Genomic DNA, 17446 nt, shown 5'->3' on the forward strand with positions numbered 1-17446 from the left:
GAAAACCATCAGTTTTGACAATTAAGTAATACGCTTTTTATTTAAGCTGATAATGCCTTCAAGCATGAGGGTACACACCGCTAACCAAATCGCAATATAAGTTGGCCATTCTGCTGGCTTAATTGTTTCGCCAAGCAAGATCGAAACCGCCAATAATAATACTGGTTCAACGTATACCAGAAGACCAAATAGACTGAGATTGAGATGCGGAGCTGAGAGCGATTGGAATCCTAATGCTAGTGCACTAATGAGTCCTAATCCTAGGATAAGCCATGTAGCTTCGAAAGGAGTGCCTAATTGCCCTGATAAAACACTACCTCCAAGAATAAAATAGAGACTAACTGGAAGACTAAGCATCATATCAAACCAAAGCCCACCAATATTATTGGTATTAGTTTTTTGTCTTACCCAGAAGTACATAGGGTATCCAAGACAAATTAGCAAAGTAGGCCAAGTCAGTGTCCTTGATAGAACCAACATGTTGATAATACCCAGTATTGCGAAGACACAAGATAGCTTTTGAAAGCGAGTCATCTGCTCTTTGAATGCAATACGACCTAGAATTACCATGGTAATGGGCATCATGAAATAACCCAAAGATACATCTAATCCATAGCCATTACTGGGTGCCCACATGAATAACCACAGTTGTAAGCCAATAAGAAATGAAGACAAAAGCCGAGAAAGAAAGAAATAGCGTTCTTTAAAAACTCGTTGGTAAATACTAGTGACTTGTGTCCAATTTCCTTGAAGAATAATGAATAGCGTTAAGCAAGGAAAAGTTAAGAAAATTCGCCAGCCATATACTTCATTTCCTTCTAGTGATTGCAGTAAAGACGTATACGCAAACAATAATGCAAACAAAAATGAAGCTATTACATTAAGAGAAATGCCAAGAGATGTATTTGGTTGAGTGCGCATATGAAATCACTGAACTAGAGTTTGATTAATATTTTATTTCAGCTTGATTGATAATTATGCTTGTTTTACATATGATTAATGAGAAAATTTATCACGATATTTGTAATTAACCCGAATCCTGCTTAAGCCGCTATTTCCATAATACGAATCATCGGCTTATTTTGATGACATATTTGATAAAAATATAAAGATACATAAATACTAGCTAGATAGCCTGCAACACTTCTAGCTCTGGTTGTCACTAGATTGTATAAGGTCGTTGAATCAATCTATAAGAACTTTGCTGATCTTTCATTAAAGCGAAACGGAATGTATATAAAGCCAGTTGATAGACATTGATCAGATGAATCATGCGTTTATAACAAGGTAGCTGTTTAAATAAATGGTTTTTGTCCAGTTATAATGATGTAAAGAATGCTTTGAAATTATTGAAATGAGAGCACTTGTACCAAACAGCAATAAATATAATTTCAGAAATACCGATCTGAGCGTGTCGACATCTTAGGCGTTGAAAGTTCTGTTTTAGAAATTTCTAATAGATTGATTCAAATTTCAGAAAAAAATCATTAATGTCGCAAAATAATTGGGTACTATCGAACATAAGGATTAGAGCTGTGAATTTGGTGTGGTAACTCAACTGATAGCTCTAGTCTTTCTCTTTTTCAAGTTAATTGCTTATCCACGATTCAGGTTAATTATGGTGCTAGATAAATTTGATAATGCATTACTGAAGCTTTTGCAAAAGGATTGTTTAACTCCATTACGAGAGCTTGCTGATACAGTGCATTTGTCAACGGCTTCTGTACAACGTCGCATTCAGAAACTACGTGAAAATGGATATATTCTCGAGAATGTTGCTGTTCTAGACCCAGAAAAAATGAATCAGGTTATTACAGTAATCATTGAAGTTAGAGTTAAACAAACTCACATAACGGATCTTGAAGCTCTTAAAGAAAGCTTCTCCTGTCCAGAAATTCAGCAATGTTATTATGTTACTGGAGAAGCTGATTTTATGTTAGTTCTCTTGGTTCCTAATATGAGTAGTTTGCAAGAAATTTGTGATAAACTTTTTCATAATAATCAGAATATACAATGGTTTAAAACTACTGTTGTGTTAGATCGAGTTAAAGCCACACTAAATATTCCAATTAGTGAGTATATTTTTTAGATATTTAAACTTGTAAAATATTTACTATTTATTATGATTCAACTCAATGGCTAACATTTCTGCTGTTGCACATATTTCATTATTCACGATTAATAATAAACCTACTTTTATCTTCCTACCTTCGATCGAAATCAGCTTACCTTGTATCAGTATTTCAGATTCAATAGGAGTAGGTTTTATGAAATTAACTAATAAGGAACCTGTTACACATCTTGCTAAATATACTGATCCATCAAATGGAATATGCAATGATTTACTTTTAAATGCAGCAGCGGAAGCTGCCCCATGGCAATCCAATAATGATGCGATCATTCCACCATATAAATGGTCTGGAACACCACCAGTATATACATTTGATGGCGTGATCTTAGCGATAGTTTTATTCATTCCATCATTCCAATAGCTCTTTAAATGATGACCATATTTATTGTTCCGACCACAACCAAAACAATGACTAAAATCTTCAGCATATAAATCCTGAAATGCAATTTTGGTCATATAATCCTCCTTGATTTGAGATGTTTACTTGGTAACACTTAATTCAGACACAGAATTTTCTGATTTTAGAAATATGAAAAGCTGAACTGTGCCAATCATCAAGACAAATGTTCCAATAAAAAACTGTTGATGATAGGTAAAACCGATTTTTTGTAAATAACTAAAGCTGAGTCCACCTATAAGCTGAATTGAAGCAAAACTTAAGGTTGTAATGCTCCATAACTTTTTATATGAAATACCATAAAGCTGTAAGATAGTATAAGAAGTTAAAAAAACTACGGCAGGATTAAGTAAACCTGTTAGAAATGAAGATGCAAAAATAAATAGTTGATTAAAGCTAAAAGTAGCAATCAGGATTGCTAGAATATAAGTTGAATACAAGGTTTTAAGAGCTTTGAAATTCCCTATTTTCTTTGCAAATAAGTATCCAACAAAAGCCCCTAATGCACTTCCAACTCCATATAGAATCCAATTGAGATTAACTAAGGGCAATCGAAGCTTTAAATCATGGCTTAGGTAATCGATCCAAAAGAGTGAATGCGGGATATAAGCAAAAGCGCTAGAACTATAAGCAATAAGCAAACTATAGAATAAAATATTTACTTTAACGGTTGAAGTATAGCTGTTTAAGGTACTTGGCAGATCCTTTTTAAATTCACGAAGTGCATAAGCGATATAAATGCAAATAAGAAATGCTGTCGTACACAGGATTAACCAAGCAGCTTGAATTGATATTTGATCTATGTAGGATAAGAAACAGGTAGAGATTAATACTCCAAAGCCAATACCACTAAATCCTATAAAATTAATTTTTAGACGATCATTAAGTCCAGCGCATAAAGCAATAATACTTGGGGCTAGAATCATAATTAACCCTCCACTCATACCTGAGACAATACGCCAGAAGATGTACCAAGTAGATGGAAATCCAGAAAATGCACAACATAGAAGGCTAATCATTCCGAAAATTGCAGCAATTTGGATAAAAGCCGACATAATTTTAGTTTGAGGTAAGCGCATTGCAGTAAATGCACCTATTAAATAACCTAGTAAATTGGCACTACTTAGGATACTGGCAAAATCATTTGACCATCCAAATGCATCTCGAGTGTATGGCAAGAGAGCAGTATATGAAAAACGTAGAATTCCTATTCCCAGAGACATACTGAGACATAGAAATAGGCTAAGTTTTATTAATGAGGGTTTCATATTTTAAACATGTATTGAAATTATTGACATTTTTCACATATTTAATTTTATGAGCAAATGATATAAAGTTTGTTGCTCTTAAAGAAAATCTTTAATGATATGGATACCCCAAAACATTTAAATGCCCTAAGAGCTTTTGAAGCTACCGCACGACATCTAAGTTTCTCAGATGCAGCAAAAGAACTAAATGTAACTTCTGCTGCAGTTGGTCAGTTGGTCAGATCTTTAGAGGATTTTTTAGGTGTCACATTATTCCATAGGCAAACAAGTGGTAGGCATAGACTAAAATTAACAGTCCTCGGAGAAACAATGCTGCCTGATATTCAGGTTGGTTTTGAATATTTGAGTAATGGTATCAAGAAAGTTAAAGTAAAGAATATTAGTAAAAAATTAACTGTAGCAATTAGTCCAACATTTGCTACAAAATGGTTACTACCAAGGATAGAGAATTTTCAAAAAGCCTATCCTGATATAGAAATATGCTTCGATACAGATTTAAAACCTGTTGATTTTCAAAGTCATGGTGTAGATATCGCTGTACGCTATGGAGCAGGAGTGTGGGCGGGCTTGGTGGCCGAAAAATTAATGGGAGAGGATATCTTTCCTGTTTGCTCCCCTAGCTTTTATGATTTGAATCAAGATAAGTTATTAAATTTAAAAAAACTTGTAGAACTCCCATTGATCCATTGTCTAGCATTAGATAGTCATTCAGGTTTCACAACTTGGGACAAGTGGTTGAATGAAAATCAGATTAGATATACAAGTCATAGTGGATTTAAAATTAATAACTCAGCTGCTGTTCTTCAATTAGCTAAGGATGGACTTGGGATCGCACTTGCTCGAAGTGTAATTGCTCAAGATGACATTAGAGCTGGGAATTTGATCCGTTTATTTCCTGAAATAGAATGTAGATCTAAACTTGACTACTATGTTGTATATCGTGAAGAGTGTCGCAGTGAACCTAAGCTAGTGGCATTTCGAAATTGGTTAATTCAAGAAATAGAAACGGAGTAATGGATAAAATGAACTTTTTTAAACTTTATGATTGAAAAATAAAAATAATTAAAACAATAGTATAAATATATTCTCTATCAATTAATTTAATTTTAATGAAAAATTTCATCTGATCCGTATAAAAATGATGACTAAAGTTCAAATATTTTAAGAAAAATACTCGTTTCACTTACTTTTTATTAAAAATAATTAACTATAAATATTATTTCATATTAAAAAATAATTAGTTAAATAATAATGGTTAAAAATATTTAACTTTTATAGTTAAAATTTGTTGACTTTTAAGTTAACTCAATCCATTCTAAACTACACAGCAATAGAGAAAAATTTGCTGTGGTAACAATATGAATGCATTTGATGAAAAGTCATTTAAGGTTGAATTTACAGAGAAAGATCGAGAATTTATGCATGCTTATTTTAGGTTAGCGGAGATGGTTGCTGACCTAATTGGACCTCACTGTGAAGTGGTATTGCATTCCTTTGAAAATCTTGAACATTCTGTAGTCAAAATTGTAAATGGTCATCATACAGGTCGTGTGATCGGTTCTCCAATTACCGATATGGGACTTAAAATGCTGAAACTTTTTCAACAAACAGGTGAAGTCAATTCTAAAAGTTACTTCACACGTAACAAGCAAGGTGAAATGCTGAAGTCATCTACATGCGTGATTGCAGGTGAATATGGTAAGCCGATTGGAATGTTCTGTGTAAATATGAATTTATCAGCACCATTCCCAGAGATTATCCAGACTTTAGTCCCTGATTTTTCGAATAGTTTATTCAAAAATGAGAACTTTAGCTCGAACGTGAATGATGTGATTTCTCAAGCTTTGGAATCAACTGTTAGAGAAGTTGAAGCAGACTCAAAAGTTAGTCAAAAGTTAAAAAACAAGACCATAGTTTTTCAGCTTTACGAAAATGGAATATTTGAGTTTAAAGATGCCACGATTATTGTTGCTGAACACTTGAACATTACGAAGTATGCCATCTACAAGTTCTTAAGAGAATTTAAAGCAACGGCAGAACCTCATCAGGAAGTAACATGAAACAGATTATTTCAACCGAGAATGCACCAGCAGCAATTGGACCTTATTCACAAGGGATTGCTTTTCAAAAGCTTATTTTTACTTCAGGTCAACTCCCTTTGATCCCTGAAACGATGACTTTCCCTGAGGGTGGTATTCGTGAACAAACTCGCCAATCTTTACTCAATGTTAAGAGTATTTTAGAAGCGCAGGGTGGTTCATTAGAAACCGTGATTAAAACCACCTGTTTTTTAGCTGATTTAGCAGACTTTGTTGAATTTAATGCAGTTTATACCGAGTTCTTTGGTGAGGAAAATCCACCAGCTCGTGCATGTGTTGAGGCGGCTCGCTTACCTAAAGATGCGTTAGTTGAAATCGAAGTAATTGCATTTAAAAATTAATTTAAGTGGATTGAAATTAATACTTCAACTTTAATTAGCATCAAAGGAAACAACCATGTTTAGCATCATTCAAAATGAACAATATACAGGTCAAAGTAGTCCATTATTTACCAAAACGATTGCTCAAGATGTCGGTCTTTTGCACCAAAAAATTGATGGATATAAGCCAACCCCACTGGTATCACTTAAAAATCTAGCAGCTAAATTGGGCATTAAAAATATCTTTATAAAAGATGAGTCTAATCGTTTTGGCTTAAATGCTTTTAAAGTGTTAGGTGGCTCTTATGCCCTAGCTAAACTATTGGCTGACAAGTTAAATATTGAAATAGATCAATTTGATCTTCAACAAGTTCAGACTCTATTGAAAGAACCTTTAACATTTACGACAGCAACCGCTGGAAATCATGGTACTGGTGTGGCGTGGGCTGCACGCCAAATGGGGCAAAAGGCAATCGTATTTATGCCAAAAGGTGCTGCTGAATCTAGTGTGAATCGAATCAAAGCCTTAGGTGCTGAGTGCATTGTCACTGATGTTAACTATGATGATACTGTACGTTTGGCAAACCAAACTGCTCAATCTAATGGTTGGTTATTGGTACAAGATACTGCTTGGGATGGATATGAAGAAATTCCGACTTGGATTTCGCAAGGTTATATGACTATGGCAGCTGAAGCCGTAGAGCAACTTTCGGCAGAAAGCGAAAAGCCTACACATGTAATGCTTCAAGCAGGTGTTGGCGCTATGGCGGGTGGAGTCTTAGGATATCTAGTAGATGCTTTAGGAACAAACACATTCAATGCGATTGTTTCAGAACCAGTTGTAGCAGATTGCGTCTATCGTTCAGCCCAAGACCAAAATGGCAACCTAGTTGCAGTAGAGGGTGAGTTAGATTCAATTATGGCTGGGCTTGCATGCGGTGAAGTCAATCCAGTGACTTGGCCAATTCTAAGAGATAGCACTTCATTCTTTGCCCGTGTTACTGATTCAATTTCTGCAACTGGTATGCGTATTCTGGGTAATCCGTTAAAGGGAGACCAGAGCGTGGTGAGTGGCCCTTCAGGTGCAATTAATCTTGGTTTACTGTACACCATCTCAATTCATCCTAATAGTCAGATGTTAAAAACACAGCTTGGATTGGATGAGAATTCTTCAGTACTTATTTTCAGTACAGAAGGGGATACGAATCCTGAACTTTATCGGAAAATTGTGTGGGAAGGCATGTACTCCCTTTAATTTATTTTCCATATAAATCGAATTTTCATGCTGTTAAAAGGAATTGATATGAGTACTGCAGAATTTGAAAGCCAATTACATCAATGGCGTCATAGCTTACATAAACACCCCGAAACAGGGTTTGAAGAGGTTTCAACTTCTGAATATGTTGCACAGCAACTTGAAGCAATGGGGTTAGAAGTCCACAGAGGTTTAGGTGGAACTGGTTTAGTCGCAAGTCTGACAGTTGGTGATAACCCTACAGTAATCGGTTTACGTGCTGATATGGATGCATTAAATATTACTGAAACTACTGGTAAATCTTATTGTTCTCAAAACCATGGAAAAATGCATGCTTGTGGACATGATGGTCATATGACCATGCTCCTAGGTGCTGCTAAACTTCTGACTGAGAAAAAGGATTTCAATGGAACCGTTCGCTTTGTCTTTCAACCTGCCGAAGAACATGGGCGTGGTGCAAAGGCAATGATGGCTGATGGACTATTTGATCAATTCCCGATTGATGAGTTCTATGGTGTTCATAATTGGCCGGGTCTTCCTGCAGGCACAATTTCTACCCGAGTAGGTGGAATTATGGCCAGTGAAGATAACTTTGAAATTAAAATCAAAGGTAAAGGTACACATGCTGCACGACCACATATGGGGAAAGATCCACTAGTGATTGCTGCAGAAATCATTTTAGCTCTACAAACCATTATTTCGCGTAATCTTGATCCAAGTATTCCAGCCGTCATTTCATGTACTGAAATTCATACAGATGGAATTCGGAATGCAATTCCAACACATGTTGTGATTACAGGTGATACCCGTAGTTATTCACCTGATGTTCAAAAGATGCTTGAAGAGCGTATGCGTAAAATTTGCGAAGGAATTTGCCACATGCATGATGCTGAATGCGAGTTTTCATATACGCATGAATTTTCTCCTACAGTAAATCATGAAAAATGTGTTCAGACAGCTGTATTAGCAGCTAGGAATATTGTTGGCGATTCAAAAGTAGATGCGAATGTTCCAGCAATGATGGCTTCAGAAGATTTTGGAGCATTTATTGAAAAAGTCCCAGGCTGTTTTGCATTCATTGGAAACGGTGTAGAAGCTGATGGAAAAGGATTCACTCCATTACACAACTCAAATTACGACATCAATGACGATATTCTCGCTGTAGGTGCGAATTACTTTGCAGAGATTATTCGTACAAGAATGCCTATTTAATCAAAATCAGGAGAATCGAGGAAGTCATCGATTCTCCTCAAACTTACTATGTTGAGAAATTATCTAAAAATCTTTGATGAGTAAGTAGCAGAGGCAAGGATAACCGCACTCTGAATTAATCCCACAGAAGGAACTGGTCGCTCAAGCTCATATAGTTAACTAAATTAATCAACCCTAAGGTTGATAGGTTTAATATACTTAAAATTTGGATTAAATCGATTTTAAGTTAAAAAAGATTAACTATAAGATTGGCGTTCATCACTTCCTCTTCTTTTTAAATATGTTTTAGAGGTCAGTGCAATGTCTATACAGTTTGATAAAAGCCAAAAAGCTTTAGACGTTAACAAATGGAATAGCCAAGATACAACATGGATGCTTGGTTTGTTTGGTACTGCTATTGGTGCAGGTGTTCTTTTTTTACCGATCAATGCTGGTCTTGGTGGACTAATACCATTACTGATAGTTACCCTACTTGCTTTCCCAATTACGTACTATGCACATAGAGCATTTGCACGTTTTATTATGTCTTCAAGTCGACCAGAAGCTGGTATCACTGGGGTGATATTAGAATATTGGGGGGAGACTGCCAGTCGAATTTTTAATCTAATCTATTTTTGGGCAATTTATACGATTCTATTGCTTTATGCAGTAGCAGTGACCAATACAGTTGAATCTTTCATTCAGCATCAATTGCATCTAACTCCACCACCAAGAGCACTACTTGCATTCTTGCTCATTACCTCCTTACTGCTGATTGTTCGATTGGGACAGGATTTAACCGTAAAAGTAATGAGTATTCTGGTTTATCCATTTATTGCATCATTAATTTTTATGGCATGTTGGTTGATTCCTCATTGGAATGGTTCAGTCTTTGATACGCTGACAATTACAAGTAATACTAAATCCAATATTTGGATGACATTATGGATGACTTTCCCAGTATTGGTTTTATCCTTCAATCATTATCCGATTATTTCTCCATTTGTTGTAAAACAAAGACAAACGTATGGAGAGCTTTGTGCAGATAAAAAATGTGCTCAAATTCAAAAATATGGCTATATCTTAATGGTTGTCGTTGTCATGTTCTTTGTTTATAGCTGTGTTTTAAGTCTTTCTCCACAAGATTTGGCATTAGCAAAAGAGCAAAATATCTCGATTCTTTCTTATCTTGCCAATCACTTTCAAACACCTGTGATTGCTTGGTTTGCACCACTGATCGCGTTTATTGCAATCATGAAATCTTTTCTCGGGCACTATATTGGTGCTCATGAAACCATGACACAGATCATTATTGATGAAGCCAAAAAACGTAATCATGCACTTAAACATCAGTCGGTAAATAAAATCATCTTTATTTTTATGATCTTAACATGCTGGTTCGTTGCCTATAAGAACCCGAGCATTTTAGATATTATTGTGAGTATCAGTGGACCAACAGGCGCGATTCTGGTTCTTTTGTTACCTATGTATGCAATTCGAAAAATACCAGCACTCAGTCCTTATCGTAATAAAGCAAGCAATATATTTGTAACGGTAATAGGCATTATTACAGTATCAGCAATTTTCTATTCTTTGGTTTAATTTTAATACAATAGGTGTACTTATGAATGTTATCTCTGAACAAGTATCAGCTCAGTTAGAACTGGATGGAAAAACACTGCTAGATCAAATTGATGAGCTAGGTAAAATAGGAATTGATATTGAAATTGGAGGTCGTACTCGAATCGCATTAACTGATGATGAAAAGGCGGGTCGAGACCAAGTTGTTCGATGGATGCAAGAGTTGGATCTAATCATCGAGATTGATGAGGTTGGTAATATATTTGGCACATTGCCTTCTAGTTCCCCAGATCATCATCAGAATGTCTTAATGATGGGTTCGCATATTGATACAGTTAAAAATGCTGGCGCACTTGACGGATGCTATGGGGTTCTAGCTGGCTTAGCTGTTATACGTGCTTATCGTACGGCAGACGTAATCCCTGAACGCCCGATTACTGTTGTAGCATTTACGAATGAAGAAGGTGTGCGTTATCAGCCAGATATGATGGGGTCACTCGTTTATGCTGGTGGAATGTCAGCTGAAGATGCATTAAATGTAATCGGAACAGATGGAACAAGGTTAGGTGATGAGCTACAGCGTATAGGATTTTCTGGTTCTATGAAGGTAGGCTCAATTGTTCCTCGTGAATATATTGAATTACATATTGAACAAGGACCAATTCTAGAACAAGAAAATATAGAAATAGGGGCAGTTGAAAGTTTACAAGGTATTTCTTGGCAACAACTTACTATTAAAGGAAAAGCAAATCATGCAGGAACAACACCCACTAATTTAAGGCATGATGCTGGTTTAGTAGCCGCATTGATTATGACATTCTTAAGAGATATTTCAAATCAGACAGGAACAACACTTTCAACAATTGGTAGCATTCAATTTCACCCCAATTTGATTAATGTTATTCCGCGAATGGCTGAAATCACAGTCGATTTGAGAGATCCAGATGAAAATCGATTAAAAGATGCAGAGCAAAAACTGAATGAATACATTCGACTTTTAGAAGTTCAACATGGTGTACAGATTGAGCAGAAGCAATTGGTTCGTTTTGAACCAGTATTGTTTGATCAAGGAATAGTAAAACTTATCGAGGACTCTGCAGATCAGCATGGGCTAAGCCATAGACGGATGACATCGGGTGCAGGACATGATGCACAGATGATTGCAAGAATTGCTCCGACTGCAATGATATTTGTACCAAGTAAAGATGGAGTAAGCCATAATCCTAGAGAATACACTGATCCAACTCAACTAGTCCAAGGTGCAATAATTTTATTAGATGTTGTAAATAAAATTATGAATAAATAAAAAACATTTCATTCAAGAGATGGTATTCAAACCATCTTTTGAATGTAAATGATTTATAGAGTTTGTTATACGAATGGCTTTGCTGCACAAATATTTATAAGTTGAAATATTTTTATAAAAAAAGAAAAGATGATATCTGACTAGTAGAATAGTGGCAGTCCCAAAGATGGTTACATATGTCTAGAATTTTGATAGTTATTCAAATGGGGCTTTTCCTTCTTTATCATTTGATGCGTTTTTATCAGTCAATCTAATTTTAAATGCCTAAAACAACTTGATATGGTTTAAATCCATCTAGTACAGCATTTGCAACCAATTGAACGAAAGCTTCGGTCTTGTTATAAGCCATCCATTGATCAAGAGCTTCGTAGTAAGCTAAACGATTTTCGAAGGTGGATAGCCAGCTTTCATTAGTAGACGTGATGTACGGTAATTGCCATCAATAAAGGGATGGATACCAACGAGATCAGCATGTGCTCTGGCTGCACGTTCAATAAGCTATAATGTATGAGCTACATTATTATACTAATCAACTAAGTGAGCCATTTTGTCATTTAATTGAATATCATCAGTTGGCATGGTTGTAGCACCAGAGATCAAGACATTCTGTTGGCTATATTAACCTGTATTGTCATCGTCAATATTTTTTAAAATGAGTTGATGAATATTTCTAATTTGCCATTCAGAAAATGCTTCTTCTTTTCGAATGATATGTTCAACGTAAAAAATAGCATTTCTATGATTAGTGGCTTCGAAATGTTCTTTAAATGCTTTTCCTCCAACAGTAATGCCAAAGATCATTATTTAAGAGTGACAAGGCTTCGTAGAAAAACCTTTGATTGTCAGCATATTGGCCTAAGTTTGATTTAAAGACAAAGGAACATGTTGTTCTTACATGTATTGATCAACAGTCTAATGGGAATAAATTTATTCCCATTAACACAGGAGCGGAAATAAAGCCGTTTTATTATTCATGCCTAAAAATTATAGGTATAGGTCAATCCGCTGTTGGTGGTGAGGGTCACCTCACGCACATTTTCTGCAGCACAGCCTAAGTACACCTGTGCTACTGAGCCATAACGCATATTTTGATAATCATAAAAACCTTTGGTTCTACAATTGCCACGATTGATTGATACGTTGGTCAGGGTGGTGGGGTCATTATTCAGGGACATGATATTGAGCTTATCTACATAGCCTGTCATGGAGTATTGCGATTCATCACGGCGAACACGAACTTCAAATTCTTCTTGTAATGGCGGTTCTTGTGACAGTTCTGTCATTTGCTCAGCATCAGCACCATTTTCTAAAAATGATTTATCAACCACAAAATCATCCTCGGATTGATTGGATGTCTCAGACGTATCAGAAGCGCCATTTGCGGTAGAGGCCGTATTTTGCTCTGCTGTTGCTTTGGGTTCTACTGTGGCTTGAGATTCTTTGGCTGGACTACATGCGGTTAAGCCCAGTATTAATACACTGGATAAAAGAATCGGTTGAATCAGTTTCATGGCTGAATTCCTAAAAAATTGCTTATTTCATCTATGAATAAAGTCGTTGTTCGTTCTTAGGTGTTATTTGCACTTACCTTTGTGAACCGATTGCACTAAACGCGGTTCAGCTTTATCTGCATCTAGACGTAGGCAAATGGCTTTCTTGCTTTTGATTGAACTGGAAATCAGTTCTTCACCCTGAATCGGATTGCTACCACCTGCGTTATAAACTTGATAGCGTTTACCAGAGGTGGTTTTAAAACTAAAGGCATCACCTGATTCACTAAAGCCTTCGATCTTTTTGACGATGACGGTTGCTGAATTCGATTGTGCAAACAGTGAGGTGCAGATCAGACTGAGGCCACAGGCCAAGATGAGTTTTTTCATTTTGTTATTTCTCTGGCTTAGTTCTTAAAAATCGTGACAGGCCAAACTGCGGCTTTACCAAGGTTGTAGGCATAGCTGTAATGTGCGGTACTGCTGCAATTCTTAAAATATACGGAGCAAATCAGTGCGATCAGCACATAGCCGATAATTAAATAGTTTTTCATGTGTTTTCCCAGATGCTTGAATTTATGACTGACATTGCTGAACAGCATGTGCCATCACCACGTTGAAATCTTCAGGTGGTTGCATCGTTTCTCGAACCGTGACATCCGCCATTTTTTCCATAAATTCAGGCGAGTAATGCGCTTCGACTTTGTCGTAAATACAGCCACAGGTAGATCGGTCTAAACCACCTGCCTGACAGCCTGCTTTAAAATCACGTTTGACTTTGCTGTCACATGCAGTCAAAAGGATGCTACTGAGGACAATAGCTGTTACCCCAAACCAAGTTTGATATTTCATTTCTGTTCCAAATCATTGTTATCTATTGTTCTAAAGTCACACGGATGGGTTTATTTATGCCAGCCTGCCAGATAAATCAGCAGCCATAGCCCGCCAAGCACAAAAACAAAAGGGCCTAGCATCGCCACCACGACGACAATTAAAATCAGCTGCGCGATCAATTTCATAAGGTTTTTCCAGCACAAACAGCCCCTGAATTAAAAAACTCAGTGGTTGATCAGTGCGGTGAAATGAATCAGTGCACAGGGCAAGACAATAAGGTTGGAATCGGTATGAAATGCCAAAGTCGGCAAGTAGGTATAAATGAAGCGAGTGTAGGGGAAGCACAGAAATTGAATAGCGTCATAATAGATGACTCCTAGATGTATAGAAGTTCTACCAAATTACTGCTAAATAATGGTGGCAGAACGAAAAGGGGTTAGCAGACTGGACATCTAGAACCAGCACGCGCGAACGCGTCCCCCTCCCGTTCTACCGCAAAGGGGGACGAGAAGGTTTTACGCACGTAGAGAATACTCAGAAGAATAAACCCTGATGCGCTAGATGAACGGTCTGCTAAAACCGACTGGCAATGTAGGCCAGCTCTTGCATCATAATCGCTGATAAAAATCAGGTCAATTGATCGCTATACCGAGTTGTTAAAATTGATCTAAAAAAACATCGATTAAAATTACATTCTAAAAAAATACAGATACATATCATCTGAATGAGAAGCATACGGCTCCTTCAAAACAGCCCTATGTAATAACCCGATTTACGTTTTGCCTGCTTTCCCCCAAAGCAGGCTTTTTTTATTTCACTCATTTTTATTACAGGAATTATTCAGATGAGTTTGCCATGTCCTTATTGTCAGTCCCGAGATACGGTACTGCTGGAATCTCCACAACACTTCGTCAGCAGCAGTCATTCACCTTCAATGCAAAACAATGTGATGTCACCTCTAGCATTGGCAACTTTAGGCATCAGTGTTTCTAAAAGTTTAAACATTCCACCGATTGCAGGCGCCCTAGTCGGGGTGCTGATCGGTGGTATTTGGATGCTGGTGACGGAGGATGAAGCTCAAAACAGCTCCCATCCTGTTTATACCCGACATTATTACTGCAATGACTGTGACCGCGATTTTAGTCCGAGCCTACGCAATTAAGCTTTTTCACCTTTTATAGTAATTCAACTTTTTATAGGAATTAAAACCATGGCACATCAACTTGAACAAATGGCCTATGTCGGTGAAACCCCTTGGCACGGCTTAGGTAATCAACTCTCGCAAAACCAACCGATTGAAGTCTGGGCACAGCAGGCGGGTATGGACTGGCGCATTGAATCTTCAGATGTCAGTTATATGGCTAAAAATGATCGTGGACAAAGTATCATCATGCCCTATGAAGAACAACGGGTTTTATATCGTTCGGATACTCATGCACCATTGTCTGTGGTCAGTCAGCGTTATCAGGAAGTCCAACCAATCGAAATCCTAAATTTCTACAAAGACCTGACCGAACAATCGGGCTTTGAACTGGAAACCGCGGGTGTACTGAAAGGTGGGAAGAAGTTCTGGGCATTGGCACGGACAGGGCAGACTTCAGCACTCAAGGGTAAAGATGTCAGTAATGGCTACATTCTCTTAGCGACTGCTTGCGATGGAACCTTAGCCACCACCGCACAATTCACCAGTATTCGTGTAGTGTGTAACAACACCTTAGCGATTGCCTTAAAAGGACAAAACTCAAGTGCAGGTGTAGTCAAGGTGCCGCACAGTACCAAGTTTGATGCAGAGAAAATTAAGCAACAACTGGGTATATCCGTGCGTGCATGGGATGAACACATGTATGAAATGAAACAGCTCAGCCAACGTAAAGTTACACAAACTGAAGCGGCTGCTTATTTTGATGCAGTGTTTAATAATATCAGCTTAAGTCCAATTGAACAGGACGAAGGCATTATTCAGTTCTACCGCAATGTCGCCACTCAAGCTAACTCAGCCACGAAAGCTGAAAACAAAACTGAACCGAATGGACGTGCCATGTCGAAAGTCATGACCATGTTTAATGGACAAGGACGAGGGGCAGAACTTAGTTCAGCCAAAGATACCGCTTATGGTTTGCTATGCAGTATCACCGAGTTCGCCGATCACGAGCGTCGGGCCATGAGTCAAGATCACCGACTGGATTCTGCTTGGTTCGGTGCAGGCGCAGGTCTCAAACAACGTGGGCTTGAACAAGCTTTACGCATGTTGGCCTAACTTTAAGCGATCTATTGATAGCCTAAGCAGACTTATTGCCATATCACCATACTTAAACGCTCAACCTTACAAATGACTTAACTCTTTTTATTCAAAGCTGTGTCTACGGACACAGCTTTTTTTATGCCCCAAATTTAACAATGACAGGAAATCGCTATGAACTCAGCCGTAATTCATCCAAACAACGCAACACTAAATATACATGCCAATCGTCCGAAACTGTTTACTGCAAAACGCTTTGTTGAGACTAAAAATATGACGCAAGCCGAATGGCTAGAAGTCCGTAGACAAGGCATCGGCAGCAGTGACTGTGCTGCTGCTTGTGGTCTCAATCCCTACATATCGATGCTCGAACTGTGGATGATCAAGACGGGACGGATTCAACAAAGCATTGAAGAGGATAGTGAAGGCCATGCACCCTTGTACTGGGGGAAAAGGTTGGAGCCTTTAGTTGCGGAATACTACAGTATGCATACCAACTATAAAGTCCGTCGGGTCAATGCCGTGTTACAACATCCTGATCCAGACAAGCATTTTATGTTAGCCAACTTGGATTACTCAGTTGTTGGAGATGCCGATGTACAAATTCTAGAATGCAAAACCGCAGGGGAATATGGCGCCAAGCTTTGGCGAGATGGTGTGCCTTTATACGTGTTGTGTCAGGTACAACACCAATTGGCAGTCACGGGCAAACAAGCAGCGCACATTTGTGTCTTACTCTGTGGGCATGAAACCAAAATCTTTAAAGTGACGCGTTCTGAATCGGTGATTCAACATATCATCAATGCGGAACGTTACTTCTGGGATTGTGTGGAAAAGGATACCCCTCCTGAAGCCGATGCCAGTGAATCGGCAGCCAAAGCTTTACAGCTACTTTATCCAGAACATGTACCCCTTAGTACCACAGACTTATCTGAAGATGAACAGGCCAATCAACAGTTTGAAAAACTGATCCGAGTACGCAATCAAGTTGAAAAGCACCAAGAGCAATTTGACCTACTTAAACATCAACTGCAAGCCAAAATGCAAGAGGCTGAACGCGCCACCTTTAAAACAGGTTCAGTGACGTGGAAAAAGGCTAAAGACTCGGTCAGCTTGGATAGTAAGGCTTTACTCAAATCACATCCTGAGTATTTAAATCAGTTTCCACAAGCTAAGCAAGGGACACGGCGTTTTCAGATTTATGCCAATGCTGGATAAGTCCATTTTTATCCACATCAGCGTCAAACCAGTAATTCAATCACACAAGCTCATATCAGCCCATGCCCACAGCATGGGCTTTTTTTATGCCTATTCAATTTACACAAAGAGGAAATC

18 protein-coding genes and 2 pseudogenes are annotated in these 17446 nt (G+C 37.8%); 11 read left to right on the forward strand and 9 right to left on the reverse strand.

Annotated elements, in window-relative coordinates:
• Positions 1-21: 21 nt before the first annotated feature.
• The gene (gene rarD / locus F4W09_RS10760) at positions 22-921 is read right to left on the reverse strand and encodes an EamA family transporter RarD (RefSeq protein ID WP_151504798.1); all 900 of its coding nucleotides are present in this window, start codon (positions 919-921) and stop codon (positions 22-24) included.
• Between the two features lie 271 nt (positions 922-1192).
• Positions 1193-1522, reverse strand: a pseudogene (locus F4W09_RS10765) (IS982 family transposase); the annotation flags it as partial.
• 96 nt (positions 1523-1618) lie between these two features.
• Between F4W09_RS10765 and F4W09_RS10770 the strand changes: the two are divergent.
• Complete coding sequence (locus F4W09_RS10770; RefSeq protein WP_151504799.1) at positions 1619-2089, forward strand: Lrp/AsnC family transcriptional regulator; 471 nt, start codon at positions 1619-1621, stop codon at positions 2087-2089.
• Between the two features lie 24 nt (positions 2090-2113).
• Here F4W09_RS10770 and F4W09_RS10775 read toward each other — a convergent pair whose 3' ends face one another.
• Positions 2114-2587: a hotdog domain-containing protein gene (locus F4W09_RS10775; RefSeq protein ID WP_151504800.1), complete on the reverse strand. Its 474-nt coding sequence runs from the start codon at positions 2585-2587 to the stop codon at positions 2114-2116.
• 24 nt (positions 2588-2611) lie between these two features.
• Positions 2612-3796, reverse strand: a complete 1185-nt coding sequence (locus F4W09_RS10780; protein WP_151504801.1) for a YbfB/YjiJ family MFS transporter — start codon at positions 3794-3796, stop codon at positions 2612-2614.
• Between the two features lie 99 nt (positions 3797-3895).
• Between F4W09_RS10780 and F4W09_RS10785 the strand changes: the two genes are divergently transcribed.
• The 7 genes from F4W09_RS10785 (at position 3896) to F4W09_RS10815 (ending at position 11548) form a co-directional block, all read left to right on the forward strand.
• Positions 3896-4810 carry a LysR substrate-binding domain-containing protein gene (locus F4W09_RS10785; RefSeq protein WP_151504802.1) on the forward strand — a complete coding sequence of 305 codons (915 nt, stop codon included), beginning with the start codon at positions 3896-3898 and terminating at the stop codon, positions 4808-4810.
• 344 nt (positions 4811-5154) lie between these two features.
• On the forward strand, positions 5155-5856 hold the full coding sequence (locus tag F4W09_RS10790) for a helix-turn-helix transcriptional regulator (RefSeq protein ID WP_151504803.1): 702 nt from the start codon (positions 5155-5157) through the stop codon (positions 5854-5856).
• Positions 5853-6236: a RidA family protein gene (locus F4W09_RS10795; protein ID WP_151504804.1), complete on the forward strand. Its 384-nt coding sequence runs from the start codon at positions 5853-5855 to the stop codon at positions 6234-6236. Before F4W09_RS10790 ends, F4W09_RS10795 begins: the two co-directional genes overlap by 4 nt.
• A gap of 55 nt (positions 6237-6291) precedes the next feature.
• Entirely contained in the window at positions 6292-7470 is a 1179-nt protein-coding gene (dpaL, locus tag F4W09_RS10800) for a diaminopropionate ammonia-lyase (protein WP_151504805.1), read from the forward strand.
• A gap of 48 nt (positions 7471-7518) precedes the next feature.
• The gene (locus F4W09_RS10805) at positions 7519-8682 is read left to right on the forward strand and encodes a M20 aminoacylase family protein (RefSeq protein WP_151504806.1); all 1164 of its coding nucleotides are present in this window, start codon (positions 7519-7521) and stop codon (positions 8680-8682) included.
• 300 nt (positions 8683-8982) lie between these two features.
• On the forward strand, positions 8983-10263 hold the full coding sequence (locus tag F4W09_RS10810; protein WP_151504807.1) for an SLC5/6 family protein: 1281 nt from the start codon (positions 8983-8985) through the stop codon (positions 10261-10263).
• A 22-nt stretch (positions 10264-10285) separates the two neighbouring features.
• Positions 10286-11548: a Zn-dependent hydrolase gene (locus tag F4W09_RS10815; RefSeq protein ID WP_151504808.1), complete on the forward strand. Its 1263-nt coding sequence runs from the start codon at positions 10286-10288 to the stop codon at positions 11546-11548.
• A gap of 256 nt (positions 11549-11804) precedes the next feature.
• On the opposite strand, the pseudogene F4W09_RS10820 reads toward F4W09_RS10815, so the two are convergent.
• The 5 genes and pseudogenes from F4W09_RS10820 to F4W09_RS10835 form a co-directional block, all read right to left on the reverse strand.
• A pseudogene (locus tag F4W09_RS10820) lies at positions 11805-12352 on the reverse strand (Fic family protein); the annotation flags it as partial.
• A gap of 173 nt (positions 12353-12525) precedes the next feature.
• Complete coding sequence (locus F4W09_RS10825; protein ID WP_151504809.1) at positions 12526-13059, reverse strand: hypothetical protein; 534 nt, start codon at positions 13057-13059, stop codon at positions 12526-12528.
• A 63-nt stretch (positions 13060-13122) separates the two neighbouring features.
• Complete coding sequence (locus F4W09_RS10830) at positions 13123-13428, reverse strand: hypothetical protein (RefSeq protein WP_151504810.1); 306 nt, start codon at positions 13426-13428, stop codon at positions 13123-13125.
• A gap of 17 nt (positions 13429-13445) precedes the next feature.
• Complete coding sequence (locus F4W09_RS17135) at positions 13446-13592, reverse strand: hypothetical protein (RefSeq protein ID WP_171253429.1); 147 nt, start codon at positions 13590-13592, stop codon at positions 13446-13448.
• Positions 13593-13614: 22 nt separating this feature from the next.
• On the reverse strand, positions 13615-13890 hold the full coding sequence (locus tag F4W09_RS10835; protein WP_151504811.1) for a hypothetical protein: 276 nt from the start codon (positions 13888-13890) through the stop codon (positions 13615-13617).
• A gap of 826 nt (positions 13891-14716) precedes the next feature.
• Here F4W09_RS10835 and F4W09_RS10840 point away from each other — a divergent pair.
• From F4W09_RS10840 to F4W09_RS10850, 3 genes are all read left to right on the forward strand, one after another.
• Positions 14717-15034, forward strand: a complete 318-nt coding sequence (locus tag F4W09_RS10840; protein WP_151504812.1) for a hypothetical protein — start codon at positions 14717-14719, stop codon at positions 15032-15034.
• Between the two features lie 48 nt (positions 15035-15082).
• On the forward strand, positions 15083-16129 hold the full coding sequence (locus tag F4W09_RS10845; protein ID WP_151504813.1) for a DUF932 domain-containing protein: 1047 nt from the start codon (positions 15083-15085) through the stop codon (positions 16127-16129).
• A gap of 156 nt (positions 16130-16285) precedes the next feature.
• Positions 16286-17329, forward strand: a complete 1044-nt coding sequence (locus tag F4W09_RS10850) for a YqaJ viral recombinase family nuclease (protein WP_151504814.1) — start codon at positions 16286-16288, stop codon at positions 17327-17329.
• Positions 17330-17446 lie beyond the last annotated feature (117 nt).

Origin of the sequence: Acinetobacter tandoii, from assembly GCF_008867985.1 — a bacterium.
Taxonomy (GTDB): Bacteria; Pseudomonadota; Gammaproteobacteria; order Pseudomonadales; family Moraxellaceae; genus Acinetobacter; species Acinetobacter tandoii.

Bases quoted from the DNA above. Each gene is read 5' to 3' on its own strand.
- rarD (WP_151504798.1), bottom strand. From the start codon at position 921: ATGCGCACTCAACCAAATACATCTCTTGGCATTTCTCTTAATGTAATA.
- F4W09_RS10770 (WP_151504799.1), top strand. From the start codon at position 1,619: ATGGTGCTAGATAAATTTGATAATGCATTACTGAAGCTTTTGCAAAAG.
- F4W09_RS10775 (WP_151504800.1), bottom strand. From the start codon at position 2,587: ATGACCAAAATTGCATTTCAGGATTTATATGCTGAAGATTTTAGTCAT.
- F4W09_RS10780 (WP_151504801.1), bottom strand. From the start codon at position 3,796: ATGAAACCCTCATTAATAAAACTTAGCCTATTTCTATGTCTCAGTATG.
- F4W09_RS10785 (WP_151504802.1), top strand. From the start codon at position 3,896: ATGGATACCCCAAAACATTTAAATGCCCTAAGAGCTTTTGAAGCTACC.
- F4W09_RS10790 (WP_151504803.1), top strand. From the start codon at position 5,155: ATGAATGCATTTGATGAAAAGTCATTTAAGGTTGAATTTACAGAGAAA.
- F4W09_RS10795 (WP_151504804.1), top strand. From the start codon at position 5,853: ATGAAACAGATTATTTCAACCGAGAATGCACCAGCAGCAATTGGACCT.
- dpaL (WP_151504805.1), top strand. From the start codon at position 6,292: ATGTTTAGCATCATTCAAAATGAACAATATACAGGTCAAAGTAGTCCA.
- F4W09_RS10805 (WP_151504806.1), top strand. From the start codon at position 7,519: ATGAGTACTGCAGAATTTGAAAGCCAATTACATCAATGGCGTCATAGC.
- F4W09_RS10810 (WP_151504807.1), top strand. From the start codon at position 8,983: ATGTCTATACAGTTTGATAAAAGCCAAAAAGCTTTAGACGTTAACAAA.
- F4W09_RS10815 (WP_151504808.1), top strand. From the start codon at position 10,286: ATGAATGTTATCTCTGAACAAGTATCAGCTCAGTTAGAACTGGATGGA.
- F4W09_RS10825 (WP_151504809.1), bottom strand. From the start codon at position 13,059: ATGAAACTGATTCAACCGATTCTTTTATCCAGTGTATTAATACTGGGC.
- F4W09_RS10830 (WP_151504810.1), bottom strand. From the start codon at position 13,428: ATGAAAAAACTCATCTTGGCCTGTGGCCTCAGTCTGATCTGCACCTCA.
- F4W09_RS17135 (WP_171253429.1), bottom strand. From the start codon at position 13,592: ATGAAAAACTATTTAATTATCGGCTATGTGCTGATCGCACTGATTTGC.
- F4W09_RS10835 (WP_151504811.1), bottom strand. From the start codon at position 13,890: ATGAAATATCAAACTTGGTTTGGGGTAACAGCTATTGTCCTCAGTAGC.
- F4W09_RS10840 (WP_151504812.1), top strand. From the start codon at position 14,717: ATGAGTTTGCCATGTCCTTATTGTCAGTCCCGAGATACGGTACTGCTG.
- F4W09_RS10845 (WP_151504813.1), top strand. From the start codon at position 15,083: ATGGCACATCAACTTGAACAAATGGCCTATGTCGGTGAAACCCCTTGG.
- F4W09_RS10850 (WP_151504814.1), top strand. From the start codon at position 16,286: ATGAACTCAGCCGTAATTCATCCAAACAACGCAACACTAAATATACAT.